We start from the raw sequence: 23,440 nt of genomic DNA, 5'->3' as shown, positions 1-23,440 counted from the left end.
CGTACATGGCCGCCTCGTGGCGGCTGCGGCGACGGGCGGCTCCCTACAGGCCGGGCAGGTCCAGGGTGTGGGCGGTGTGGGTGGCCTTGGTCGCCAGGTAGCGCAGGTTCGCCGCCGACAGGTGCACCCCGGTCGGGATGCGCTCGGTGACCTGCACGCCGCGGGCTTCCAGCTGGGCCGCCTTGTCCGGGTTGTTGCTCAGCAGCCGGATCCGTGCGGCTCCCAGCGCCAGCAGCATCTGCGCCGCCGCCGTGTAGTCGCGCTCGTCCTCGCCGCGGCCCAGGGCCACGTTCGCCTCGTACGTGTCCAGCCCGGCGTCCTGCAGCGCGTACGCGTCCAGCTTGGCGTACAGGCCGATGCCGCGGCCCTCCTGGCGCAGGTAGAGCAGCAGGCCGCCCGGCTCGGCGATGCGTTCGACCGCCTCGCGCAGCTGCGGGCCGCAGTCGCAGCGCTGGCTGCCGAACACGTCCCCGGTCAGGCATTCGCTGTGCGGGCGCACCAGCGGCGTCGTCCGTACGGCACGTTCCCAGTCGCCCAGGCCCAGCGCCAGGTGCTCGCGGCCGTCGACCAGGCCGTTGAAGGTCAGCACCCGGGCGGTGGTGGTGTAGCCGTCGGCGAAGCGCAGCGGGACCGTGACGCCCGTCCGTACCGTGGCTTGCGGGATCGTCCCCACGTCGAGCGTCCCCCAGCCGGCCGTCTCGGACATCGGCCCCCCATTTCGATCGGACAGTTCAGATAACCAGATCACGGCTTGCTCAGTCGCGGTAGCGGTCGGACAGGGCGTAGCGCAGCAGCACCACGTCGCCGATCTGCCGGACCTCGGTGAGGTCCGCCCGGCGCTGCGGGCCCCACGGGAAGTCGCCGTCGCCGACGAAACGCGGCGCCCGCGAGTCCCCGACGAAGAACGGGGCCACCACCAGCTGCAGCTCGTCGGCGAGCCCGGCGGTGAGGAAGCCGGTGTGGATCGTGCCGCCGCCCTCGACCATCAGCCGTCCGACGCCCCGCACCGACAGGTCGCTGACCACCCGGTGCAGGTCGAGCGGGTCGCCGCCGTCGATCACCGTGGCCACCTTGCCGATACGCTCCTCGGCGCCCGGCAGCGCGCGGGTGGCGCAGTAGACCAGCTTGTCGGCGTCGCCCAGGGTGAAGAACCGGGCCGCCGGATCCAGGTCGCAGGTGCTGGTCACGGTCACCTTGACCGGGTCCGGCGGGAGCCCGCGGGCGAGCCGGGCGCGGCGGCGGTTCTCGTCGCGGATCAGCAGCCGCGGGTTGTCCACCCGGACCGTGGTCGCGCCGACCAGGATCGCGTCGCAACCCGCCCGTACCTCATCGACCCGGTCGAAATCGGCGTCGTTGGAGAGCAGCAGCCGTTCGTCGCTCGGGCTGTCCACGTATCCGTCGATGGACATCCCACAGCTGAGCAGCACGTACGGTCGATCCAGCACAGACGGTCCTCCTCGGGAGCGACCATCGTCACTCCGGCGTCCACCATAAGGCGAACGGCCGGCGGGGATGGCGTCATGCACCGCTGCTGACCAGTTCCCGCACCGGGAGCACAATCTTCTGCGGGGGCGCGGCGACCGGCGCAGCCACCGTGACCACGGCGGCGGCCCGGATCCGGGCCTTCGCCCGCGCACCGGCGAGCGCCCGGGTGACGATCACCACCAGACCGGGCAGCGCGGCCACGAAGGCGAACAGGCCGTACACCACGGCGATGGTCAGGCCCTGGGTGGCGCTGAGCCCGGCGGCGCCGAACGCCCACGCGGCCACGCCCTCGCGCGGCCCCCAGCCCCCGACGTTCAGCGGCAGGGCCATCGCCAGCAGCGCGAGCAGCATCAGCGGGGCCAGGCGCAGCAGCGAGGCGTCCGAGCCGGCGGCGCGGGCGGCGACCAGGAAGGTCGCGAGGTGCCCGGCCAGCACGATCGTCGAGGCCAGCACGATGCCCGGCCAGTTGCGCCGGGCCAGCAGCCCGGAGCGGACCTCGGTGATCCCGGTCCGCGCGGCGCGCGCCCACCGGGACGCGCCGCTGCGCAGCCGCCCGACCGCGAAGATGGCCAGGGCCGCGAGGCCGACTGTGGTCGCGGCCGCGACGGCGAGCCCGCGGGCGTTGGCCTGCAGGTGGGACAGGACCGGCGACGGTACGGTCAGCAGCACCGTCACGCCCACGGTGAGCAGCACCACCTGCCCGGCGGTCCGCTCCAGCACCACCGCCCGCACGCTGCGGCCCACGTCGCCCTCTTCCCGGCCGTGCTGTACCGCCCGGTCGACGTCACCGAGCACGCCGCCGGGCAGGGCCGCGTTGATGAACAGCGCTTTGTAGTAGTCGGCGATCGCGCCCCGCAGCGACAGCGTCATGCCCAGACCGCGGGCCACCAGGCACCAGCGCCACGCGGACAACACCGTGGTCGCGACCCCGATGGTGAACGCCAGGGCCAGTGCGGGGCCGTCGATCACCCGCAGCCCGTCGATGAAGGCGCCGGTACCCAGGCGCCAGAGCAACACGGCGAGGATCCCCACCCCGCCGAGTACCCGCACCCACGCCCAGATCGATCGGTTCATGCCTTTGCCCCCTCGGGTTCACCGTTCTGGGACTAATACGTCCCGGCGGCGGCGGGCGGTTCAGTCTTTCTGCGCGAGAAGATCTTGATGCCCGACCGTTACCCGCAGCCGGCCCGCCTCGGCGGCCGCCGTCCGGGCCACCAGATAGGCGTCCAGGTCCAGGTCGGGCCGCTGCTCGGCGGCCGCGGCGACCCAGCCGCGCAGCCATTCCGCGGCCAGCGCACCCTGCTCGGGGCCGAGCTGCCACGGGCTCGGCCGGACGCTGACCGACACTCCGGCCTTGGCGAACGCCTCCGCCGCCGCGCCCACCGCCTCGGGTCCGAGCAGCTGCCGCCCGCCGACGGTGCGCCGCTGGTGGGCGTTGAACGCCGCCGTCACCTCGGCGTCGAGCGGGTCCGGGGGATCCAGGACGACCTCGCCGACGACGGACAGCGTGAACAGCGCCGGAGTGTCCGAGGCCACACACACCTGGGCCAGCGTGGCCACCTCGTCGGTGGTGAACAGGTCGAGCAGCGCGGAGCAGGTGACCAGTGCCGTGTCGGCCAGGTCGGCCACGGTCAGGTCGGTGACGTCGCCCTCGGCGGTCTGCACCGTCACCGCGGTCCCGTCGGCCGCGGCGGCCGGCAGGTGGGTGGCGGCGTGCGCGAGCAGCGCGGGGTCACGGTCCTGCAGGACCCAGCGCTGCGGGCCGGGCAGCTGCGGCGCCAGCCATCGGCCCATCGAGCCGGTGCCGCAGCCGAGGTCACGGATGACCAGCTCGCCGCCGGCCGGCCGGCGCAGCGTCGCGATCAGGTCCCGGGCCCGGGCGGCGGCGTCGGCGGGCTCGCGCAAGGTCAGCCAGGTCGAGCTGAACTCTCCGGTCATGGGTGCAGTACCTCGCTCAATCGTCGTGTCGTGTCGTCCCAGCCGCGCAGGCCGGCGCGGCGGGCCCGGGCGGCGGCCCGCCGGTCGCGGCGCACCGCCGGGTCGGTGAGCCAGCGGCGCAGCTCGGCGGCCAGGGCCGCCGGATCGCCCGGCGGCACGAGCGCCCCGGGCAGGCTGCCGTCCGGGGCGGTGCCGAGCGCCTCCGGCACCCCGGCGATCTGCGTGCCGAGCACCGGTACGCCGCGCGCCAGCGCCTCGGTCACCACCATGCCGTACGTCTCCGCCAGCGACGGCAGCACCAGCAGGTCCGCCTGCCGGTACGTGCCCGCCAGCGCCTCCCCGGTGCGCGTCCCGGCGAACTCGATCCGGCCGGGGAGCGCCGCGGCCAGCTCGCGCACCCGGGCCACGTACGCCGGATCCCGGTCCAGCGCGCCGACCAGCGCGCAGGACCAGGGCCGGTCGGCGACCCCGTGCAACGCCTGGACCAGCACGTCCTGGGCCTTGCGCGGGGTCACCGCCGCCACGCAGAGCAACCGGTCGCCGCCAGGGCCCGGCTCCGCGAGCGGTGCGGGATCGACGCCCGGCGCGGCGACGTGCACGCTGCCGGCCGGCAGGTCGTGCAGTGCCTCCAGGCGCCGCGCCGCGCCCGCACTGGTCGCCACCACCGCGGCGGCGGCGTGCAGCGACCGGCGCTCGCGGGCAGTCAGCTCGGCCACTCCAGCCGGGGAGAGCCCCGTCTCGTCACCGAGCGGCAGGTGCACCAGCACGACCAGCCGTAGCCGGTCCGCCAGCGGCTCCAGCAGCTCCGGTACCGCGCAGCCGACCAGACCGTCGAGCAGCACGGTCGAGCCGGCCGGCACCTGCTCCAGGGCCCGCGCCAGCACCGAGCGGGCCAGCTCCGCCGGGTACGGCCAGGCCGCCGCGACCGCGATCTCGTGCACGTCGCGGGTCGCGGCCAGCCCGGTCAGCACCCGGCGGTCGTACGTGTTGCCACCGCTCGGGGCGGCCGGGTCGTCGATGCCCCCCGGCAGCACCACGTGCAGGGCAGCGGTCACAGGTTCCGCTCGTAGCTCGCCCACGCGATGTGCGACTCGTGCAGGGTGACCGCGATGCCGGACAGGCCGCGCGCCCCCGCCCCGAGCTCGCCCGACTCCGCCTTGCCGGCCAGCCGGTCCGCGATGACCTTGGCGAGGAACTCCGTCGAGGTGTTGACGCCGGTGAACTCCGCCTCGTCGTCGAGGTTGCGGTAGCTGAGCGCGCCGCAGATGGCGTGCAGCTCCTCGCTCGCCCGGCCGATGTCCACGACGATGTTGTCCGCGTCCAGCTCGGGACGCTTGAACGTGGCGTCGACCACGAACGTCGCGCCGTGCAGCTTCTGGGCCGGTCCGAAGACCTCCCCCGAGAAGCTGTGGGCGATCATGATGTGGTCACGGACGGTGACGCTGAACATTCACTCTCCTGTCGGGTAACTGATCAGATGGCACAGCGCGGGCAGCTCCCCGCTGGTCAGTCGCGGCATGACCGCGGGCAGCTCGGCGAAGGGCGACTCCCCGGTCAGCAGGGCGTCGAAGATCGGGTCGGCCAGCAGGTCCAGGGCGATCGCCAGCCGGTCGGCGTAACTGCGGCGCCCGCGCCGGGCCGGGGCTATCCCGCCCACCTGGCTGCTCTTGACCACCAGGCGGCGGGAGTGGAAGAACTCGCCGAGCGGCACGCTGACCTCGCGGTCGCCGTACCAGCTGAGCTCGACGACCGTAGCCTCCGGGGCCAGCAGCTCCAGCGCCCGGGTCAGGCCGGCCGACGTGGCGCTGGCGTGCACGACCAGGTCACAGTCGCCGGTCGCGGCCGCGGGCAGGGCGAAATCGACGCCGAGGGCGGCGGCCAGGGTGGCCCGTTCCGGGTTCGCGTCGACCAGCTGCACCCGGGCGCCGGGGAAACGGGCCAGCACGGCGGCCACGCTCGCGCCGACCATGCCCGCGCCGACCACGGCGATCCGGTCCCCGACCAGCGGCGCGGCGTCCCAGAGCGCGTTGACGGCGGTCTCGACGGTGCCGGCCAGCACGGCGCGGCTCGCCGGTACGCCGTCGGGGACCACGGTCACGGCGTCGGCCGGCACGACGTAGCGGGTCTGGTGCGGGTACAGCGCGAAGACCGTGCGGCCGAGCAGCTCGGCCGGGCCCTGCTCGACGACGCCGACGTTGAGGTAGCCGTACTTCACCGGGGCCGGGAAATCGCCCTCCTGGAAGGGCGCGCGCATCGCCGCCTGCTGGCTCTGCGGCACGCCGCCGCGGAACACCAGGGTCTCGGTGCCGCGGCTCACCCCGGAGTACAGCGTGCGGACGAGCACCTCGTCCGGGCCGGGGGTGGCGACGGTCACCGGCCGGATCTCACCCCGGCCGGGGGCGGCGAGCCAGAAGGCGCGGGCGTCACCCGTCATCGGCAATTCTCCTCCGAGCGCTGAACCGAACGCGCGGATCAAGCGTGTTCAGTGACGACAACAGCGGCAACCATACGCGGCAACGGATCTTGCCCACCCGGAGGCACGGTGACTATCAGTATCGCCACGATGACGGCTCGCGAGAGCCGGGGGCCGATCGTCGGTCTGGCCGCCCACCTGATCCTCGTGACGGCGCTCGCTGTCACGGCCGGGGTCAGCGCGGCGGGCTGGCTGGCCGCGACGGCGTACGCCGTGGTCCTGGCCGTTGTCCTCGGCGCGGGTCTGCGCCGCAGCGGGATGCGCGCCCTCGGGCCGGCGAACGCCGTGACCCTGGGCCGCGCGACGCTGGTCGGCGGCGTGACCGCCCTTGTCGTGACCTCCTTCACCGCGCCGGTGCCGCTGCCGGTGCTGGTCACCCTGGTCGGGGTGGCACTGGCCCTGGACGGCGTGGACGGCCAGGTGGCCCGGCGCACCGGCTCCACCACGAAGCTGGGTGCACGCTTCGACATGGAGATCGACGCGTTTCTGGTCCTGGTGCTGAGCGTCTACGTCGCCGGCACGTTCGGCTGGTGGACGATCGCGATGGGCGCCTTCCGGTACGTCTTCGTGGCCGCCTCGTGGGTGTGGCCGTGGCTCAGCGCCGCGCTGCCGCCCAGGTTCTCCCGCAAGGTCGTCGCGGCGGTGCAGGGCGTGGCGCTGGTTGTCGCCACCGCGAGCCTGCTGCCCGACGTGGTGGCGTCGGTCGTGCTGGCCGCCGCCCTCGCCACGCTCACCTGGTCCTTCGGCCGCGACGTGCAGTGGCTGAGGCACGAGGAGAGCCGCCGCCGGCTGGTCGTGGCCCGGGCCCGGGTGGCCCGGCGTCATGAAGATCGGCGTCAGGAGGGCCGGCGCCCGGTGGTCCTGCTGCCCGACCCGCGTCGTAGCCCCGCCCCGGTCAACGCCTGAGGCCGGATCCGGTCAGGCGATCCGGGCGATCGCGCCCGGCGGGGGAGCCGGCACCGCGTCCGGGTGCAGGATCGCCGCGATCGCCTCGACACCGTCGATCAGGCGAGGGCCGGGCCGCACTACCAGAGCGTCACCGTCGATCGCCCATACCTGGGCTCCCGGGAAGTGCTCCGGGATCCCGGCGGCCTGGGCCACGGTCCCGTCCAGGTGGAAACCGCACGGCGTGACCAGCACGATCTCCGGCTCCCCGGCGGCCAGCTCGGCCCAGGTCGTCTGCCCGGACCGGGCCCCGGGCCGGGCGGCCACCGGTTTGCCGCCCGCCGCCGTGACCAGGTCGGGCACCCAGTGCCCGGCGGTGAACGGCGGCTCCACCCATTCCACGATCGCCACCCGGGGCCGGGGCCGGCCGGCCACCGCCGAGGCCACCGCCGCGAGCCGTCCGCGCAGACCGGCGACCAGGGCCTCGGCCCGCGGCAGCACCGCCGCCCGGGCGCCGACGGCGAGAAACGTCTCGAGCACCTCGTCCAGCGTGTACGGATCCAGCGACAGCACGTCGGCCCGGCAGCCCAGATAGTCCAGCGCCTCCGACACGTGGTCCGAGGGCAGCGCGCACACCCGGCACAGGTCCTGGGTGAGGATCAGCTCGGGGGCCAGCTCGGCCAGGGCGTCGGCGTGCAGGGTGTACAGGTCACCGCCGGCGGCCAGCTGCTCCTTCACGTACGCGTCGATCTCGCCCGGGTCCATGCCCCGGGTGTCGCGCCCGCCGACCACGACGGTCTTCTCCTGCCGGGCGGCCGGTGGCTCGTCGCACTCGAACGTGACGCCGACGAGGTCGTCGCCGAGGCCGAGGGCGTACACGATCTCCGTGGCGGACGGGAGCAGTGAGACCAGGCGCATGGTCAAGCAGTGTGCCGCAGGATCTCCTCGATCACGACACCCCACACGGCCCGCGGCGGGAACTCGTGGCCCACGCCGGGCAGCGGCAGCAGCCGGGCGTCCGGGATCTCCCGGGCCAGCGCGGCCGGATGGGCCATGGACAGCAGCGGGTCCGCCGTGCCGTGCATGACCAGCGTGGGCACGCCGACCGTGCCGAGTCGGTCGCGGACCGGCGGGCCGCAGGCGGCCAGCCAGTGATTGCGGTACGCCGCGGCCGGATCGGTGGTGCGGTCGAAGACCCGCTCGGCGAGCTGCCGCAGGTGGGCCGTGTCCGCGGTGAACGGCCCACCGGCCGCCGCCACGCAGGCGACGAGCTCGTCCACCGCCGCGGCGCGATCGGAGAAGTCGGTCCGGGGCGGCTGCGGCCGCACCGCGGCGACCGGCGGATCGTCGACCAGGCCGGGTGTGGTGGACATGAGCGTCAGGGTGCGCAGCCGGGGCGGATCCTCGACGGCCAGGCGCTGGGCCAGGCCGCCGCCGAGAGAGAGGCCCACGATGTGCGCGCGGGCCACGCCCACGGCGTCGAGCACCCCGAGCGCGTCCTCGGCCATGTCCACCTGCGAGTACGGCGGAGCGCCGGCCGGGAACGACGTCGACCGCCCGGTGTCGCGGTGGTCGTAGCGGATCACGAAGCGGCCCCCGTCGGCCAGCCGGCGGCAGAACCCGTCCTCCCACCAGTCCATCGACCGGGCGCCCCCGGCGATCAGCAGCACCGCGGGATCGTCACGCCGGCCGAACGCCTCCAGGCACAGATCCACCCCGTTCGCCGGCACCATCGTCTCGCCCATGGCCGGAGTATTGCCGCGCAGCCTGACAGTTTCCTGCGCCGCGCTGTCCCCCGAAAGGCTCATGTCCTCACCGCTCCGGTCCCTGGAGATCATCGCCCGTGGCAGAGTCGGGCCGTGCCTCTGCCCGATCTCGCCACCTACACGCCGCACCGCACGGTCACGGACGCCACCTTCGACGGGGTCCCCGTGCCGGGCCTGCGTGCCGAGTTCTTCCACCGCCGCGAGGGCGATCGGGTGGCTTCGGCCGGCCGTTACTCGATGGGCGGCCGCGACCTGCTGCTGGCCTGGGGGTGGACCGACGAGCCGGACTGCCGGTTCTCGTCCGTCCGCGACCCCGACGGGTTCTGGCATCCGGAGTCCGCGGGCTGCCCGGTGGTGGAGATCCTGCGCGAGGGCGAGGCGCCGGACGCGCCGGTGACCGGGCTGGCGCTGCGCACCCCGGCCGGCCAGTGGATCACCGACCGGGCGCCGGCCCGCGCGCGGTGACCGCCGGTCAGCGCAGCGCTCGCGCGACGAGATCACAGGCGGCCGGCAGACACGTGCTCCAGTAGCCGAAGTTGTGCCGGCCCTCCGTGTACGAACCGGCGGCCCGGGGCTGCGGCAGAGCCCGTTCCAGTGCCCGCACCTCGGGGAGCAGGCCGTCGTCGGTGCCGCACCAGAGCCCGACCGGGACCCCGCGCAACGCGGCCGCGCGGGCGAAGACGTCGTCGCCGGGGGAGACCGCCGGCGAGAACGCGGCCACGGCCCGGACGAAGCGGGGGAAGGTCTGGGCCAGCAGCAGGGCGCCGTACCCGCCCATGGACCAGCCGCAGACCGCCAGCCGGTCGGTGTCGAATCCGCGTTCGGCGCACCAGGCCGGGATCTCCTCGTGCACCATCCGCTGCGGGTCGTCGGCCCCGGACGGCCGCCAGGAGAGCCGGCCACCGGTCGCGCCGGCGAGCACGAACGGCGCGTTGCCCCGCTGAACGGAGTCCGAGGCGAAGCGGCCCAGCCCCAGCGAGGGGAAGTCGGCGGCGGTCTTGGACCCACCGTGCAGGACCAGCAGCACGGGCAGGCCGCGCCCGTCGCCGTGCCCGGCCGGCACGGCGGTGTAGAAGTCGACCGTCCGGCCGCGCGCGGCCGATCGCCGCTGCTCCAGCCGCTCGTCACCGAGCGGGGCCGCGGGGACCACTGGTACGGCGGAGTCACGCCGCTGATACCAGCCACCCAGCGCCGCGACACTCGCCGCCGCCCCGGCCCCGGCCAGCAGGGTCCGCCTTCTCACCCGAGCTCCATTGCCCCGTTCAACGGCGGCGCGGCACCGGGGTGACGGTGTCTCAGGCAGCGCCGGGCCGGGCCGCCGTGGCCTGCGCCGCGATCCGGCGGATCAGCTCGCCCGCCGGCTCGACCGCGCGGACGAGCTCGACGGACTGGCCGGCGTAGAGGGCCAGGTCGGTGAGGTCACCGGTCATGCCGGGCAGGGGGATCTGGTCGCCGTACCGGTGATGGGCGCGGCCCGTGCCGTCGACCGCGACGACATCGCCCTCGCCGGGACGCTCCGGACGGGACGGTGACCCGGCCTGCTCCCAGCGCCGCAGGGTCCCGTTCCGCAGCGCGCGGTGGGCCGCGCCGGGCCAGCCGTCGTCGAAACAGTGGGTGTGGACGGTGTCCTCGGCACCGGCGTCGACGAGGTGCTGCCGGTGGACCGGGTGGCTGCGGGCCTCGGCGGACGCCAGGAAGCGGGTGCCCAGCCACGCGCCCTGCGCGCCCAGCGCGAGCGCGGCGGCGAGCCCCCGCCCGTCGCTGATCCCGCCCGCGGCCAGGACCGGGACCGGGGCGACCGCGTCCACGACGGCGGGCACCAGGACCATGGTGGTGGTCGTGCCCCGGACGTGGCCGCCGGCCTCCCAGCCCTGCGCCACGACGATGTCGACGCCGCACCCGGCGGCGTGCACGGCCTCCGCGACACCGCCGACCGTGTGCATGTGCAGCGCGCCGGCCGCGCGGATCTGCCCGCTCACCGCTCCGGGGTCACCCCAGAACGTCGAGACGACCGGTACGCCCTCGGCCAGGCACCTGTCCAGCGTGTCGGCCACCGGGAAGTCGAGCACCAGATTCACCCCGAACGGCCGCGGCGTCAGCCGGCGGACCCGGCGGATGCCGTCACGTGCCTGCTCGGCCCCCAGCCAGGTCACCGCCAGCATGCCCAGCCCGCCCGCGTCCGCCACCGCCGCGGCCAGCTCCGGGCCCGCCGCGGACCCGACCGGCGCCTGCACGATCGGTACGTCGATGCCCAGCCGCTCGCACAGCGGTGTCCGTATCCCACCCGTCATGACCTGACCTCCGCTTCGGATTCCGAATCACCCGACCCTGCGCTACCGTATCGGAACAGAAGCACTTGGGAGGGCGGAACGCGATGACGGCGCCGAGACCGGGACGGCCGGTACGCGGGTCGAGCACCGGGCGTCCGCTGATGGCGGCGCTGGACCTGTTCGGCCGGCGCTGGAGCCTGCGGATCGTGTGGGAGCTGCGCCACGGCGCGCTCGGCTTCCGGGCCCTGCAGCAGCGCTGCGACGACATGTCCTCCAGCGTGCTGCGGCAACGGCTGTCCGAGCTGGTCGAGGCGCGCATCGTCCGGCAGGAGGCCGACGCCGCGTACGCCCTCACCGAGCTCGGACTGGACGCCTACAAGGCGCTGCGACCCCTGGTCCGGTGGGCGGACGACTGGGCGACCGCCCTCGGGGACGGCGCCCCGTGACCAGGATCGCCCCGGTGGAACCGCCGTACCCGCCGGACGTGGCGGCCCAGCTGGAGGCGATGATGCCGGCCGGCGTGCCGCCGATCGGGCTGTTCCGCACCCTCGTGCGCAACCTGCCGATGACGGCCGCCATGAGCGGTTGGGGCCGCTACGAGCTGGGCCCGCGACTGTCGCTGTCGCTGCGCGAGCGGGAGCTCGCCATCGTGCGCACCTGTGCGCGGTGCCGCTGCGAGTACGAGTGGGGTGTGCACCTGATGGTCTTCGCCGAGCGGGCCGGGCTCACCGAGGACCAGATCCGCTCCCTGACCATCGGATCGGCCGACGACCCGTGCTGGACGGTGGCGGCTGAGCGGGCGGTGATCCGGGTGGTCGACGCACTGTGCGACACCGGCGACCTCGACGACGAGCAGTGGGCGGCGGCCCGGGCGGTGCTCGACGAGCCCCAGCTGCTCGACCTGCTGCTGCTCTGCGGCTGGTACCACGCCATCAGCTTCACCGCCCGCGCCGTGCGGGTCACCCCGGAACCGGGCGCTCCCCGGTTCGCGGACATCACCGCCGCCTGAGCCTCACGGGTGCCAGTCGGCGTACCGGGCCATCGACCGCAGTGCCAGCCGCGGCGGCGTCCACCGGATCGCGGTGTTGCGCGCGGCGACCAGCAGCGGCTGGGTGAGCTGCTGACCGATGCGGCCGATCCGGTACGAGGCCCGGGCCACCGACTGCGACCGGGGCCGTCGCCGCGCGTCGTAGCCGGCCAGTCCTTCGGCGAGCGGCCGTGACGGCGGGCACGAGGCGCCGAGCACCACCGCGTCCTCGATGGCCTGGGCGGCACCCTGGCCCAGGTTCGGCGTCATGGCGTGGGCGGCGTCGCCGAGCAGGGCGACGGTGCCGCGCACGTAGGTCGGCAACGGTGCCGGCAGGTGCCGCAGATCGTGGTGCAGGATCGTGGTCGTGGCATCGAGCAGGGCCGGTACGGGGTCGTGCCACGAGCCCACGATGGACCGCACGACCGCCTTCTCGTCGTCGGACCGGGTCCCGGCCGGGGCGTTGGTCGCGGCGAACCAGTAGACCCGGCCGTCGCCCAGCGGCACGATGCCGAACTCGGTGCCCGGGCCCCAGGTGATCGCCACCGTGAGTTCGCCCGTCCACGGTTCGTCGGTGACGCCCCGCCACGCCGTCGTCCCGACGTACCGCGGTGGTACGGCGTCCGGCCAGAGCTGCCGGCGGACGGCGCTGTCGATGCCGTCGGCGCCGACGATGAGGTCGGCCTCGAAGCGGCCGGCCGACGAGAGTACGGCGCCCGGCTCGACGCTGGTGACCGCGGCCTCGGTGATCAGGGCTTGCTCGGGCAGGGCGGCGAGCAGGATGCGGTGCAGGGTGGCGCGGTGGATGCCGAGAGCGCGGGTCCCGAGGGCCGACTCCAGCTCGGCGGCGCCGATGCGGGCCAGCCAGCGGCCGTCGGGGGTGCGGGTGCCGCCCGGCGCGTCGACCCGGCCCTGGGCCCGTACCTCGTCGCCCACGCCGAGGGCGTCGAGCCCGGCCAGCGCGTTGGCCATCAGTGTGATGCCGGCGCCGACGGCCCCGATCCGCGGTGCCCGCTCCAGCACGGTCACCTCCCATCCGGTCCGGCGCAGGGCCAGGGCCGCGCAGAGGCCACCGATTCCGCCGCCGACGATGACAGCCCTCATGTGTCGCCACCCTTCTACGTCTGTAGAACGCCATACTACGCAGTCGTGGCCACCACTTCACCCGAGCGCTTCGCCGCCCTCACCGACGCGGCGATCGCGCTGATCGCCGAGCTCGGCATGCGGGGCCTGACCCACCGCGCCGTCGACGCCCGGGCCGGGCTGCCGGCCGGGACCGCCTCGGCCTACCTGCGGACGCGCAAGGCGCTGGTCGAGGCGGTCGTGCAGCGCATCGCCGACCTGGACACCGCGGACCTGGCGACCCGCCGGGTGCCCACCGGAGTCGTCGAGGCGGCCCCGGACCTCGACGCGCTGGCCGAGAGCATCGCCGCGCTGCTCGACGACTGGCTGACCGCTGGGCGCACCCGGACCCTGGCCCGGTACGCCTGCCTGCTGGAGGCCACCCACCACCCGGAGCTGCGCCCGATCCTGGCCTACGGCGTGGCCATGCGCGCCCAGGCGCAGGCGCTGCTGACGGCCGCCGGCGCACCGGACGCCGAGCAGCGTGGCAGTCACCTGGTGGCGGCCGTCGACGGACTGCTCTTCGACCGGCTGGCCGGTGCGGGTTCCCTCGCCGCGCCGCCGCCGGGCACACCGCAGAACCGAGCCGATCTGGCGGCGGCCGTTCGCGGGCTGCTCCGCGCCGCGGTTAGCTAGGACTTTCACGCTGTGTCAAACTTCCGGTTGGTAACGATGACTGGACGGCCATGGGACTACAGGCTGTAATATCGCCTAGAGTGGTCCGGTCGGCAGGTGCTGACGTACTGAGCAGGAGATGACCGTGCATTTGAGCGAAGTCGCCATGGCCGCGGCTATCACGGTGAGTATCGCCGGCGTGTCTTACGCTGCGTTGAACACCGATCGGATCGGCAGCACGGCAGAGACCGTGGCGAGCCGGGCCTCGTGCCGCTCGGTGGATCAGGCCATCCTCGGCTACGTGGCGCAGCACGGCACCGCGCCCACCACGATCAGGCAGATCCAGCCGTGGGTGCAGGGCGACATCGCGGCGTACCGGATCGTCAAGGGCCGGGCCGCCGGGCCCGGCTGCTGAATCAGAGGCGCGGGTCGGCCTGGATCTCGACCCGGTGGCGGAGATACCCGTCGTCGGAGGTACGCGCGATCTCCAGCGCCCGGGTCACGAGATGCTGCATTTCCGGCGGGTACGACGCCGGGCGCAGCGACAGGTTCGGCAGGATGCACCGGCGCAGATCGAGGTCGTCGTCGGTGATGAAGCGGCGTAGGGCGGCGTCCGCCGCGCGCCGGTCCAGCTCCCGGTAGCTGTCGCGTTCGGCGGCGCTCTCCGGGGTCAGGATCCTGGTGCCGGGCTGATACCGCAGGCTGATGGACGTCCAGTACATGGCGCGCATGGCGCCGGCCGCGTCGGCGACGGGGCCCGTCTGGAGGCGCTCGATCAGGCCTGCCCGGACCCGGCGCCGGCCGTACGCGTCGAGCGCCGGCCGGATCAGCTGACTGACATGGCTCGGGTCCGGCTCGTGCACCGCGGCCCGCATCAGCGGCTCGAACCACTCGTCGGCCACGATGCCCGCCTCGGCGCGGGCCTTGATGGCTTTGCCGACGACCCGGCGGGCGCGGTGCCGCCACTGCCGGCGTACAGCCGGTCCCTCGGACCATTGTGGAGGCTCGGCGCCGGTGAGTCGTAGTAGCTCCCACAGCAGGACCTCGTAGGCGGCGGAGCGATCGACGGTCCGGCCCGGCAGCGGCTGGAACTCCCTGGGTGGTTCCTCCGTCGGCACGCCCGGCAGCGTAACCGACCGGCGTGGCCGGCCCGGGATCCGTAGGCTGCCGGTATGGACATCGACGCCGCACCGGCGTACTTCGCCTTCCCCGGCCCGCTGCGCGACCAGCTCGTCGGCGCCATCCTGACCGGCGCCAAGACCTCCACCTCCAGCCTGGTCGCCGACTACGAGCACCACGACGATCCGCTGCCGCGGGTCGGCGAGCGGTCGGCGGTGATGGACTCGCAGGACCGGCCGGTCGCGATCATCGAGACCACCGAGGTGCGGGTGGTCCGGCTGCGCGACGTCGACCTGCAGCACGCGATCGACGAGGGTGAGGGCTTCGAGTCGGTGGCCGCCTGGCGGGCCGACCACGAGGACTTCTGGCACAGCGCCGAGGCCCGCGCGGACCTGGACGATCCGGCCTTCACCGTGGACGACGACACCCTGATGGTCGCCAAGCGCTTCCGCCTGGTCGAGATTCTCCAGCCGCCGGCCGCCTGAGGCGCCGGTCGCGTGACGGACAGAAACGTCACCCGAACGGTTCTTACGGGCCGACGGTCCACGGTGGATCCTTCAGGGACACCGGCGTCGTCCCGCCGGACCGTTCCGGCAGGAGGAACCATGAGCAGACTCACCAAGGGTGACAAGCGGGTGATCACCGGCCTCGGCGCGCTGCTGGCCGTCAGCCTGTGCGCGGGTGTCGTCGGCATCGGCACCGCCGCCGAGGACACCGGCTCACCCGCCGCGACCCGCACCACCGGCACGGCCGCCGAGCAGGCCCGGGTCCTGGGCCAGGCCGGGCAGCCGGCCACCGGTTCACCGCAGCCGGCCACCAGCGCACCCGGTCCCGCACCGGCGACCTCGAGCGCCACGCCAACCGCGACGCCCACGCTCACCCCGCCGGCCCAGCCCAAGCCCAAGCCGAAGCCGAAGCCGAAGCCGAAGCCGAAGCCGAAGAAGACGACCAGGCCCGCCCCGGCCGCGGTCTACTACGCCAACTGCACGGCCGTGCGTGCCGCCGGTGCGGACCCGATCCGCCGCGGCGACCCGGGCTACAGCCGCAAGCTGGACCGTGACGGCGACGGCGTCGCCTGCGAGTAGTCAGCTCGCCAGGCTGAAGCGTTCCGAGTGCACCTGCGCCGCCGGCACCTTCAGCGCGCGCAGGCTGCGCAGGACCGCGTCGGTCATCGCCGCCGGGCCGCACACGTAGACGTCCCGGTCGGCGATGTCCGGGACCAGCGCCAGCAGGTTCTCCGGCGCGAACGGGGTGTTCGGCGGGGTGCCCGCACCGGTCCGGCCGGTCAGGACGTGCAGCTGCGCGCCCCGGGACGTGGCGAGGCTCTGCAGTTCGCCCAGCAGCACCGCGTCCTGGGTGGTGGCGACGCGGTACAGCACCGTGGTCGGGCCGGTCGCCTCCTCGAGCAGGGCGCGGATCGGGGTGATGCCGACACCGCCGGCGATGAGCAGCGTGGCCTGCTTCGTGCGGCTCAGGGCGGTGAAGGCGCCGTACGGGCCCTCGGCGAAGACCCGGGTGCCGACCGGGACCGTCCGCAGGCGGGCGCTGGCCGAGCCCACCGCCTTGGCCGTCAGGCGCAGTGTGTGGCCGTCCGGGGCCGCCGACAGGGAGAAGGGGTTGGCCTCCCACCAGTGGCCGTGGCCCAGGAACCGCCAGATCATGAACTGGCCCGCGCGGGCCGGCAGCTTGTCCAGGTTCTTGCCGGTCACGTGGATCGAGACGACGTTGTCGGACTCGGGCACCACGGCCGCCACCCGGAACTGGTGCCGGGCGTTGCGCACCAGCGGCAGCACGATCCGGCCCGCGACGAACGAGCCCAGGGCGAACACCCACAACGCCCACCAGTACGCCTCGGCGAGCGGTGAGGAGGTGAACGTCGACACCTCGGTCAGCTGGTGGAGCAGGGCGAAGACGATGGCCACGTACAGCAGCAGGTGCACCGCGTGCCAGACCTCGTACGGCAGGCGGCGCCGCGCCGCGCGTACCGAAAGGCCCGCCGCGACCAGCACGATGCCGGCGGCGAGGATACCCAGCAAGACCGGCTGCATGGCGCTCAGTCTGCTGAACTGCGCCAGGAACGTGCTGTCGTACTGGCTCGCGTAGCCGAGCAGCACGAAGATCGGGTGCAGCAGGACCAGCCAGAACAGGGCGAAGCCGGTCCACCGGTGCCAGGAGGTGAGCCGGTCCATGCCGATCCGCCGATCCAGCCACGGCAGGCGGGCCACCAGCACCAGCTGCACGACCATCACCAGGGCCAGGTGCAGCCCGAGCCACTTGCCGACGCCGATGAGGGCGTTCGGGGCCGGCTCGGCGGTGAGGAACACCGTCTCGACGATCACCACGTTCAGCGCGACGACCGACCACAGGACCAGCCGCCCGGTCAGCGCGGGGGACAACCCGGCGGGTGCGGTGGTGCGGGGCGCTGCGGTCATGGTGTCTCCCTGTCCGGACTGGCCGTCAGTTCAGCACGACGGGGCGATCCGGGGGAAGGCCGATCACTGTGAGGTCATACGATCGCAGCGGAACGACAAACCGGCACGGAGGGTGTTATGAGTTCGGAGACGCTGGAATTCCAGGCCGAGGCGCGGCAGCTGCTGCAGCTCATGGTCCATTCGATCTACTCGAACAAGGACATCTTCCTGCGGGAGCTGATCTCCAACGCCTCCGACGCGCTGGACAAGCTGCGGCTCGCGGTGCTGACCGGCGAGCTGGAAGCCGACACCGGCGACCTGCACATCGCGCTGGAGGCGGACGCCGAGGCGCGCACGCTGACCGTGCGCGACAACGGGATCGGCATGGCGCGGGACGAGGTCGTCGCGCTGATCGGCACCATCGCCAAGTCCGGCACCGCCGAGATGCTCAGCCGGCTCAAGGAGAGCAAGGAGTCGGCCGAGCTGATCGGTCAGTTCGGCGTGGGTTTCTACTCCACGTTCATGGTCGCCGACAAGGTCACCCTGGTGACCCGCAAGGCCGGCGAGAGCGAGGGTACGCGGTGGGAGTCGGCCGGCGAGGGCACCTACACGATCGAGTCCGTGGCCGACGCCCCGCAGGGCACCGCGGTGACCGTCCACCTGCGCCCCAAGGACGAGGAGGACGCGCTCTACGACTACACCGACGATCCGAAGATCAAGGAGATCGTCAAGCGGTACTCCGACTTCATCGCGTTCCCGATCCGGATGGGGGACCAGACCCTCAATTCGATGAAGGCGCTGTGGGCGCGCCCCCGCTCGGAGGTCAAGGACGAGGAGTACACCGAGTTCTACCGGCACATCAGCCACGACTGGACCGACCCGCTCGAGACCATCCAGATGAAGGCCGAGGGCACCTTCGAGTACGAGGCCCTGCTCTTCATCCCCTCGCGGGCCCCGCACGACCTGTTCCAGCGTGACGGCCGCCGCGGCATCCAGCTCTACGTCAAGCGCGTCTTCATCATGGACGACAGCCGTGAGCTGATGCCCGACTACCTGCGCTTCGTCAAGGGCGTGGTGGACGCGGCCGACCTGTCGCTGAACATCTCCCGCGAGATCCTGCAGCAGGACCGGCACATCCAGCTGATCCGCCGCCGGCTGGCCAAGAAGGTTCTCAGCACCATCAAGGAGCTGCAGACCAGGGAGCCGGAGAAGTACGCGACCCTGTGGCGCGAGTTCGGCCGCGCGATCAAGGAGGGCCTGCTCGGCGACGCCGACGACCAGAAGGCCATCCTCGACGTCGCGTCGTTCGCCTCCACCGCCGGCGACGAGCCGACCACCCTGGCGGCCTACGTCGAGCGGATGCCCGAGGGCCAGGACGAGATCTACTTCATGACCGGCGAGACCCGCGCGCAGGTGGAGAACTCGCCGCACATGGAGGCGTTCAAGGCCAAGGGGTACGAGGTCCTGCTGCTCACCGATCCGGTGGACGAGATCTGGGTCGACGCCGTGCCGGAGTACGACGGCAAGAAGCTCCAGTCGATCGCCCGAGGCTCGGTGGACCTGGCCTCGGAGCCGGCCTCGGAGGAGAAGTCGGGCGAGTTCGCGCCGCTGCTGACCTGGCTGGGCGAGACGCTGACCGACGAGGTCAAGGAGGTGCGGCTCTCCACCCGGCTGACCACCTCGCCGGCCTGCCTGGTCAGCGACGCCGACGACATCACCCCGACGCTGGAGAAGATGTACCGGGCGATGGGCCAGCAGGTGCCGCCGGTCAAGCGGATCCTCGAGCTGAACCCGGACCACCCGCTGGTCAGTGGCCTGCGCGCGGCCCACGAGCAGCGCGCCGACGACCCGAACCTGCCGGAGACCGCGGAGCTGCTCTACGGCACCGCGCTGCTGGCCGAGGGCGGGGACCTGGCCGACCCGGCACGCTTCGCGAAGCTGCTCGCCGACCGGCTCGCCCGTACCGTCTGATCCGACGGCCGATCGCCCGTCCGCGCCGCCGCGGACGGGCGATCAGCCGAGGATCGCGGTCAGGGTGTGGCGGGCCGTCGCGGCCATCACCGGATTGGTGTCGACGTAGTACGGCAGGGCGACGATCGCCTGCACGATCGCCGAGCCGATCCCGCGGGCCCAGGCCGCGTCGTCGACGCCCAGCGCCTGCCGGTAGACGTCGCGGGCGGCGGCGGGCAGCAGGTTCCACGCCGGCATCAGGTCGAAGGCCGGATCACCGACGCAGACCGTTTCCAGGTCGATGACCGCCACCAGGCGGCCGTCGCGCACGAGCAGATTGCCCGGCATGAGATCGGCGTGGATCCAGACATCGGCCGGGGCGGGGTCGGCATCGCGGCACTGTGCCCAGATCCCGGCCAGCCGGACGGTGTCGAGCAGGTGCGTGCTCTGCGCCAGCGCCCGCTGGACATCGTCGTCCTGGGCGGCCAGCGGGCCGCCGCGGGTGACGCCGTTCCACGTACGGCCACCCGTGTCCACGGCATGCAGCGCTGTGACGAAGCCGGCCAGCTCCCGGGCGAAGGCGCCGGGGTCACCGACGGTGTGCTGGCTCGCGGTCTCGCCGGGGATCCACCGGTACACCGCCCACCAGCCGTCGTACCCTGCCCCCGGCGCGCCCAGGGCCAGTGGCTCGGGCACCGCGAGGGGCAGATGCGCGGCCAGCCACCGGGCCTGCCCCTGCTCATGGGCCAGCTCGTCGCGCCGGTCACTGGCGGCGCCCGGCCGCAACGGGAAGCGGGCGACCAGGTCGTCGCCGAGGCGGAACAGGGCGTTGACCGTGCCGTGCGAGGTGACCGGGCGCACCGGCCGGTCACGCCACTGCGGGAACTGGGCGGCGATGAGCCCGGCGACGTCGGCGGGACCGACGTCGACCTGATCCGCGTGCATTCTCACGAGCCGCTCCTGCCCTTTCTGGTTCAACCGCTGATCGCGGCGGTGATCTGGCGGGTGGTCTCGACGGCGACCCGGGGGTTGACCGCCGCGTACGACGTGTACGCGTTCACCCCGGCGGCCAGAGCCCAGCCGCGACCCCGCGCCCATGTGGCGTCGTCCACTGTCAGCGCCTCCCGGAACGCCGCCCGGCCGGTCGCCGACAGCAGGCTGAACGCGATGGTGAGGTCGCAGGCCGGGTCCCCGACGCCGAGCCCGCCGAAGTCGATCACCGCGCTGAGCCGGCCGCCGGTGGTGAGCAGGTTGCCGGTGTGGAAGTCGCCGTGGAACCAGACCGGCGGGTGGTCCCAGGCGGGAGCCCGCAGCGCCGCGTCCCACACCGCCGTCATCGCCTCGGCGTCGAACACCCCGGCGACCGCGGCTATCGCCCTGCGCGTCCCGGCATCGCGGTCGGCCAGCGGCCGGCCCGCCAGCTCGGCGTGGCCACCGACGGCCGGTACGCCCCGCAGAGCGCTCAGGAAGGACGCCAGCTCGACGGCCGTCTCCACCGAGTCGCCGAGCATGGCCACGGTGGCGACCTGCCCGTCCAGCCAGTGCGAGACCGCCCAGGGCCACGGGTAGCCGGACGCCGGTCGGCCCACGGCCACCGGTGACGGGGTCCGTAGGGGCAGGTGCGGGGCCAGCCGGGGCAGCCAGCGCAGCTCCTTGCCGATCTGCCCGGCGGCGTCGTCGTGCCGCGGCAGCCGGACGGCCAGCTCGTCACCCAGCCGGTAGATCACATGGTCGGAGCCGGCCGGGTCGACCAGCCGCAGCGGCAATGCGGACCACTGCGGGAACTGTGACCGCACCAGGCGCCGGGCGAGTTCGTCGTCGATCATCGCCGGTCAGCACACCGCACCCGGCGATCAGCTGTCGAGCCGATTTCCGGCCTGAGCCGCGGGAGTCAGGGCGGCCGCCACCGTCGTCCTGACCAGCTGGGCCGGGTCGGCGCAGGTCAGCTTGCCATCCAGGAGCAGGACGGCCAGCCCGTGCACCATCGCCCAGGCGCCGATCTGCAGGGCCGGGGCGGCGAGCCGGCTCGCCAGGATCTCCGCCGTGCGCGCGGCGGCGGCGTTGGCGGTGGGGCGGCCGTACATCAGGCGGAACAGGCCGGGATGGGCGAGGGCGAACGCCACGTACTGCTCGGCCATGTCGGTCAGCTCGGCGGCGGCTTCCAGGCGGTCGGCCAGCTGGGCGAAGCCGTACGTCGCCAGGGTGGCGAGCAGCGCCTCCTTGTCGGCGTAGTGCCGGTACGGTGCGTTCGGGGACACCCCCGCCCGGCGGGCCACGGCGCGCAGGGAGAACGTCTCGTCCTCCTCCAGCAGGGTCAGGGCGGCGTCGAGCAGCGCCGCCGGCAGATCGCCGTGGTGATAGGGACGCGACGTTGACACTGCACACACCACCTTCCTAATGTGCGCAGTGTATACATTCGCGATCTCCGGGAGGGCCAGTGTCCGTCCACTCCACCGAGGTACGCCTGGCGGCCCGTCCGCACGGCTGGCCGACCGCCGAGACCTTCGAGTTCGCCCGGACCGAGGTGGGCGATCCGGCGCCCGGTCAGCTGCTGGTCCGCAACCTGCTGATGAGCGTCGACCCGTACATGCGGGGCCGGATGGACGACCGTAAGTCGTACGTGGCGCCGTTCATCGTCGGCGAGGCGCTGGAGGGCGGGGCGCTCGGCGAGGTCGTCGAGTCGGCGGCCGACGGGTTCAAGCCCGGTGACACGGTGCTGCACGGGCTCGGCTGGCGCGAGTACGCGCTGGTGGACGCCCGTTCTGCCGCGAAGGTCGACCCGTCGCGGGCGCCGCTGGGGGCGTACCTCGGTGCGCTGGGGATGACCGGGATGACCGCGTACGCGGGCCTGCTGCGCACCGCCGAGTTCAAGCCCGGCGATGTCGTCTTCGTCTCCAGCGCGGCCGGCGCGGTCGGCCAGGTCGTCGGGCAGCTGGCCAGACACCGGGGGGCCGCCAAGGTCATCGGCAGCGCCGGCTCGGCGGCCAAAGTGGCTTTCCTGAAAGACGGACTGGGCTTCGACGAAGCGTTCGACTACCACGACGGCCCGATCCGTGAGCAGCTCAAGCGGGCCGCGCCGGAGGGGATCGACGTCTACTTCGACAACGTCGGCGGTGACCACCTCGAGGCCGCCATCTCGGCGATGAACCTGCACGGCCGGATCACCGTCTGCGGCATGATCAGCGTCTACAACGCCACCGAGCCGACCCCCGCACCGCGCAACCTGGCCATGTTCATCGGCAAGCGGCTCACCATGCGCGGCATGCTGGTCCGCGACCACGGTGACCTGCGGGGCGCGTTCATCGAGGAGATGGCGCCGCTGGTCGCCGCGGGCACCATCCGGCACCACGAGACCGTGGTCGAGGGTCTGGACCGGGCCCCGGAGGCTTTCCTGGCCATGCTCCGCGGCGACGGCCTGGGCAAGGTCCTGGTCAAGATCGCCTGATCCGCGACCGGACGGCTCGCCACCGGCTCTCCGGTGGCGAGCCGCTGTCGTACGGTCAGGAATGCGGGCAGGTGTCGCGGTACTCCTGGATCGCGGAGCCGCTCGGCGCCGGGCACAGGAACTGTTCGTAGCGGGTGTCGTTGTCGATGAAGCGCTTGAGCCACGAGATGCTGTACTTCGCGATGGTCACGTTGGCCGAGGTCGGCGCCGAGTGCGAGGCGTTGTTCAGCTCCAGGTACGCCTTGTCCGAGCTGCTCGGCAGGCTGGTGTAGAACGGCTCCGAGTGCGCCGCCACCGGCGCGACCGTGTCGTTCTCGGAACCGATGATCAGGGTCGGCACGGTGTTCGAGGACCAGTTCCTGGTGGAGTGGTACGGCGCCAGCGGGATGGACGCCTGCAGCTGCGGCCGGGTCCGGGAGGCAGACAGGCTGCCGCCGCCACCCATCGAGTGGCCCATCACGCCGAGCCGGCTCGCGTCGATGCGGCTGCGCACGGAGCTGCTGCGGGTCAGGTAGTCCAGCGCGGCCAGGAGCTGGGTACCCCGGCTGGCGGGCTGGTCGTACACGCTGAGGGTGTCGATGGTGATGACCACGAAGCCCTGCGAGGCCAGGCGGGGGCCGTACCAGGCGACGCTGGACTGCGAGGCGGTGAAGCCGGGGGAGACCGCGACCGCGCCGAAGGTGCCGGCGCTGGTGCTGGTCGGGTAGTAGACGGTCCCGCCGCCGAAGCCCGAGACGCTGGACCGGGCCACGCTGAGCTGGGCGATGGCGAACGATCCGCGGCCGGCCTCGATGCTGGCCACGGTCGGCGCTGGGCCGCGCTCGTACGGGTTGGCCGCGAGGGCGGGGCCGGCCGGGGCGGTGACCAGCGCGGCGGTGAGAGTGACGGCAGCGAGCAGGTGTTTGACGGGGTTGTGCATGTCCGGAGCTCCCTA

General features: G+C 73.4%; 28 protein-coding genes. 10 read left to right on the top strand and 18 right to left on the bottom strand.

The features are described from left to right. Positions 1-43: 43 nt before the first annotated feature. The 7 genes from Aau02nite_RS37855 to Aau02nite_RS37825 form a co-directional block, all read right to left on the bottom strand. Positions 44-706, bottom strand: coding sequence for a GTP cyclohydrolase II (locus Aau02nite_RS37855; protein ID WP_212993432.1), 663 nt, complete (start codon positions 704-706; stop codon positions 44-46). A 49-nt stretch (positions 707-755) separates the two neighbouring features. Then, a complete protein-coding gene (locus Aau02nite_RS37850; protein WP_212993431.1) occupies positions 756-1,445 on the bottom strand; it encodes a RibD family protein in 690 nt (229 codons plus the stop codon). Between the two features lie 73 nt (positions 1,446-1,518). Further along, a complete protein-coding gene (locus Aau02nite_RS37845; protein WP_212993430.1) occupies positions 1,519-2,559 on the bottom strand; it encodes a lysylphosphatidylglycerol synthase transmembrane domain-containing protein in 1,041 nt (346 codons plus the stop codon). Between the two features lie 60 nt (positions 2,560-2,619). After that, positions 2,620-3,423 (bottom strand): methyltransferase domain-containing protein, encoded by an 804-nt coding sequence (locus Aau02nite_RS37840; protein WP_212993429.1) that lies wholly within the window; start codon positions 3,421-3,423, stop codon positions 2,620-2,622. After that, a complete protein-coding gene (locus Aau02nite_RS37835; RefSeq protein WP_212993428.1) occupies positions 3,420-4,478 on the bottom strand; it encodes a glycosyltransferase family 4 protein in 1,059 nt (352 codons plus the stop codon). The genes Aau02nite_RS37840 and Aau02nite_RS37835 overlap by 4 nt, the downstream gene beginning before the upstream one ends. Continuing rightward, the gene (locus Aau02nite_RS37830; RefSeq protein ID WP_212993427.1) at positions 4,475-4,873 is read right to left on the bottom strand and encodes a 6-pyruvoyl trahydropterin synthase family protein; all 399 of its coding nucleotides are present in this window, start codon (positions 4,871-4,873) and stop codon (positions 4,475-4,477) included. Before Aau02nite_RS37830 ends, Aau02nite_RS37835 begins: the two co-directional genes overlap by 4 nt. Further along, on the bottom strand, positions 4,874-5,857 hold the full coding sequence (locus tag Aau02nite_RS37825) for a zinc-dependent alcohol dehydrogenase (RefSeq protein ID WP_212993426.1): 984 nt from the start codon (positions 5,855-5,857) through the stop codon (positions 4,874-4,876). A gap of 108 nt (positions 5,858-5,965) precedes the next feature. On the opposite strand from Aau02nite_RS37825, the gene Aau02nite_RS37820 reads away from it, so the two are divergent. After that, positions 5,966-6,802 carry a CDP-alcohol phosphatidyltransferase family protein gene (locus Aau02nite_RS37820; protein WP_246595742.1) on the top strand — a complete coding sequence of 279 codons (837 nt, stop codon included), beginning with the start codon at positions 5,966-5,968 and terminating at the stop codon, positions 6,800-6,802. A gap of 12 nt (positions 6,803-6,814) precedes the next feature. Here Aau02nite_RS37820 and Aau02nite_RS37815 read toward each other — a convergent pair whose 3' ends face one another. Both Aau02nite_RS37815 and Aau02nite_RS37810 read right to left on the bottom strand, forming a co-directional pair. Next, on the bottom strand, positions 6,815-7,699 hold the full coding sequence (locus tag Aau02nite_RS37815) for an ABC transporter substrate-binding protein (protein ID WP_212993425.1): 885 nt from the start codon (positions 7,697-7,699) through the stop codon (positions 6,815-6,817). Between the two features lie 2 nt (positions 7,700-7,701). After that, entirely contained in the window at positions 7,702-8,589 is an 888-nt protein-coding gene (locus Aau02nite_RS37810; protein WP_246595741.1) for an alpha/beta fold hydrolase, read from the bottom strand. 51 nt (positions 8,590-8,640) lie between these two features. Here Aau02nite_RS37810 and Aau02nite_RS37805 point away from each other — a divergent pair, with 51 nt between their 5' ends. Next, positions 8,641-9,012 carry a hypothetical protein gene (locus Aau02nite_RS37805; RefSeq protein WP_212993424.1) on the top strand — a complete coding sequence of 124 codons (372 nt, stop codon included), beginning with the start codon at positions 8,641-8,643 and terminating at the stop codon, positions 9,010-9,012. 7 nt (positions 9,013-9,019) lie between these two features. Here Aau02nite_RS37805 and Aau02nite_RS37800 read toward each other — a convergent pair whose 3' ends face one another. Continuing rightward, positions 9,020-9,790: an alpha/beta hydrolase gene (locus tag Aau02nite_RS37800; RefSeq protein ID WP_212993423.1), complete on the bottom strand. Its 771-nt coding sequence runs from the start codon at positions 9,788-9,790 to the stop codon at positions 9,020-9,022. Between the two features lie 52 nt (positions 9,791-9,842). Next, positions 9,843-10,838, bottom strand: a complete 996-nt coding sequence (locus Aau02nite_RS37795; protein ID WP_212993422.1) for an NAD(P)H-dependent flavin oxidoreductase — start codon at positions 10,836-10,838, stop codon at positions 9,843-9,845. Positions 10,839-10,921: 83 nt separating this feature from the next. On the opposite strand from Aau02nite_RS37795, the gene Aau02nite_RS37790 reads away from it, so the two are divergent. Beyond that, positions 10,922-11,263 (top strand): winged helix-turn-helix transcriptional regulator, encoded by a 342-nt coding sequence (locus Aau02nite_RS37790; protein WP_212993421.1) that lies wholly within the window; start codon positions 10,922-10,924, stop codon positions 11,261-11,263. Beyond that, entirely contained in the window at positions 11,260-11,826 is a 567-nt protein-coding gene (locus Aau02nite_RS37785; RefSeq protein ID WP_212993420.1) for a carboxymuconolactone decarboxylase family protein, read from the top strand. Before Aau02nite_RS37790 ends, Aau02nite_RS37785 begins: the two co-directional genes overlap by 4 nt. Before the next feature lie 3 nt (positions 11,827-11,829). Here the strand turns inward: Aau02nite_RS37785 and Aau02nite_RS37780 are convergent, their stop codons facing one another. After that, positions 11,830-12,948 (bottom strand): FAD-dependent oxidoreductase, encoded by a 1,119-nt coding sequence (locus Aau02nite_RS37780; protein WP_212993419.1) that lies wholly within the window; start codon positions 12,946-12,948, stop codon positions 11,830-11,832. A gap of 45 nt (positions 12,949-12,993) precedes the next feature. Between Aau02nite_RS37780 and Aau02nite_RS37775 the strand changes: the two genes are divergently transcribed. Next, positions 12,994-13,602: a TetR/AcrR family transcriptional regulator gene (locus tag Aau02nite_RS37775; RefSeq protein WP_246595740.1), complete on the top strand. Its 609-nt coding sequence runs from the start codon at positions 12,994-12,996 to the stop codon at positions 13,600-13,602. Between the two features lie 178 nt (positions 13,603-13,780). Further along, complete coding sequence (locus Aau02nite_RS37770) at positions 13,781-13,996, top strand: hypothetical protein (protein ID WP_246595739.1); 216 nt, start codon at positions 13,781-13,783, stop codon at positions 13,994-13,996. Position 13,997: 1 nt separating this feature from the next. Here Aau02nite_RS37770 and Aau02nite_RS37765 read toward each other — a convergent pair whose 3' ends face one another. Beyond that, on the bottom strand, positions 13,998-14,699 hold the full coding sequence (locus tag Aau02nite_RS37765) for a hypothetical protein (RefSeq protein ID WP_212993418.1): 702 nt from the start codon (positions 14,697-14,699) through the stop codon (positions 13,998-14,000). A 54-nt stretch (positions 14,700-14,753) separates the two neighbouring features. Here Aau02nite_RS37765 and Aau02nite_RS37760 point away from each other — a divergent pair, with 54 nt between their 5' ends. Then, the gene (locus Aau02nite_RS37760; RefSeq protein ID WP_212993417.1) at positions 14,754-15,185 is read left to right on the top strand and encodes an ASCH domain-containing protein; all 432 of its coding nucleotides are present in this window, start codon (positions 14,754-14,756) and stop codon (positions 15,183-15,185) included. A 120-nt stretch (positions 15,186-15,305) separates the two neighbouring features. Continuing rightward, positions 15,306-15,785: an excalibur calcium-binding domain-containing protein gene (locus tag Aau02nite_RS37755; protein WP_212993416.1), complete on the top strand. Its 480-nt coding sequence runs from the start codon at positions 15,306-15,308 to the stop codon at positions 15,783-15,785. Here Aau02nite_RS37755 and Aau02nite_RS37750 read toward each other — a convergent pair whose 3' ends face one another. Beyond that, on the bottom strand, positions 15,786-17,132 hold the full coding sequence (locus Aau02nite_RS37750) for a ferredoxin reductase family protein (protein WP_212993415.1): 1,347 nt from the start codon (positions 17,130-17,132) through the stop codon (positions 15,786-15,788). Between the two features lie 117 nt (positions 17,133-17,249). Between Aau02nite_RS37750 and htpG the strand changes: the two genes are divergently transcribed. Further along, complete coding sequence (gene htpG / locus Aau02nite_RS37745; protein WP_212993414.1) at positions 17,250-19,082, top strand: molecular chaperone HtpG; 1,833 nt, start codon at positions 17,250-17,252, stop codon at positions 19,080-19,082. A 42-nt stretch (positions 19,083-19,124) separates the two neighbouring features. On the opposite strand, the gene Aau02nite_RS37740 is transcribed toward htpG, so the two are convergent. The 3 genes from Aau02nite_RS37740 to Aau02nite_RS37730 are packed head-to-tail and all read right to left on the bottom strand — an operon-like array spanning position 19,125 to position 21,439. Further along, positions 19,125-20,006, bottom strand: coding sequence for an aminoglycoside phosphotransferase family protein (locus Aau02nite_RS37740; RefSeq protein ID WP_212993466.1), 882 nt, complete (start codon positions 20,004-20,006; stop codon positions 19,125-19,127). Positions 20,007-20,035: 29 nt separating this feature from the next. Next, entirely contained in the window at positions 20,036-20,887 is an 852-nt protein-coding gene (locus Aau02nite_RS37735; protein WP_212993413.1) for an aminoglycoside phosphotransferase family protein, read from the bottom strand. A gap of 27 nt (positions 20,888-20,914) precedes the next feature. Beyond that, on the bottom strand, positions 20,915-21,439 hold the full coding sequence (locus Aau02nite_RS37730; RefSeq protein ID WP_212993412.1) for a TetR/AcrR family transcriptional regulator: 525 nt from the start codon (positions 21,437-21,439) through the stop codon (positions 20,915-20,917). Positions 21,440-21,498: 59 nt separating this feature from the next. Here Aau02nite_RS37730 and Aau02nite_RS37725 point away from each other — a divergent pair, with 59 nt between their 5' ends. Continuing rightward, positions 21,499-22,506 carry an NADP-dependent oxidoreductase gene (locus tag Aau02nite_RS37725; protein WP_212993411.1) on the top strand — a complete coding sequence of 336 codons (1,008 nt, stop codon included), beginning with the start codon at positions 21,499-21,501 and terminating at the stop codon, positions 22,504-22,506. Positions 22,507-22,561: 55 nt separating this feature from the next. Here the strand turns inward: Aau02nite_RS37725 and Aau02nite_RS37720 are convergent, their stop codons facing one another. Next, positions 22,562-23,425 (bottom strand): poly(ethylene terephthalate) hydrolase family protein, encoded by an 864-nt coding sequence (locus Aau02nite_RS37720; protein ID WP_212993410.1) that lies wholly within the window; start codon positions 23,423-23,425, stop codon positions 22,562-22,564. Positions 23,426-23,440 lie beyond the last annotated feature (15 nt).

The sequence above is a fragment of the Actinoplanes auranticolor genome (assembly GCF_018332655.1).
Taxonomy (GTDB): domain Bacteria; phylum Actinomycetota; class Actinomycetes; order Mycobacteriales; family Micromonosporaceae; genus Actinoplanes; species Actinoplanes auranticolor.
The sequence above is the reverse complement of the archived record's forward strand: the minus strand, read 5'-3'. Positions and strand labels throughout refer to the sequence as shown.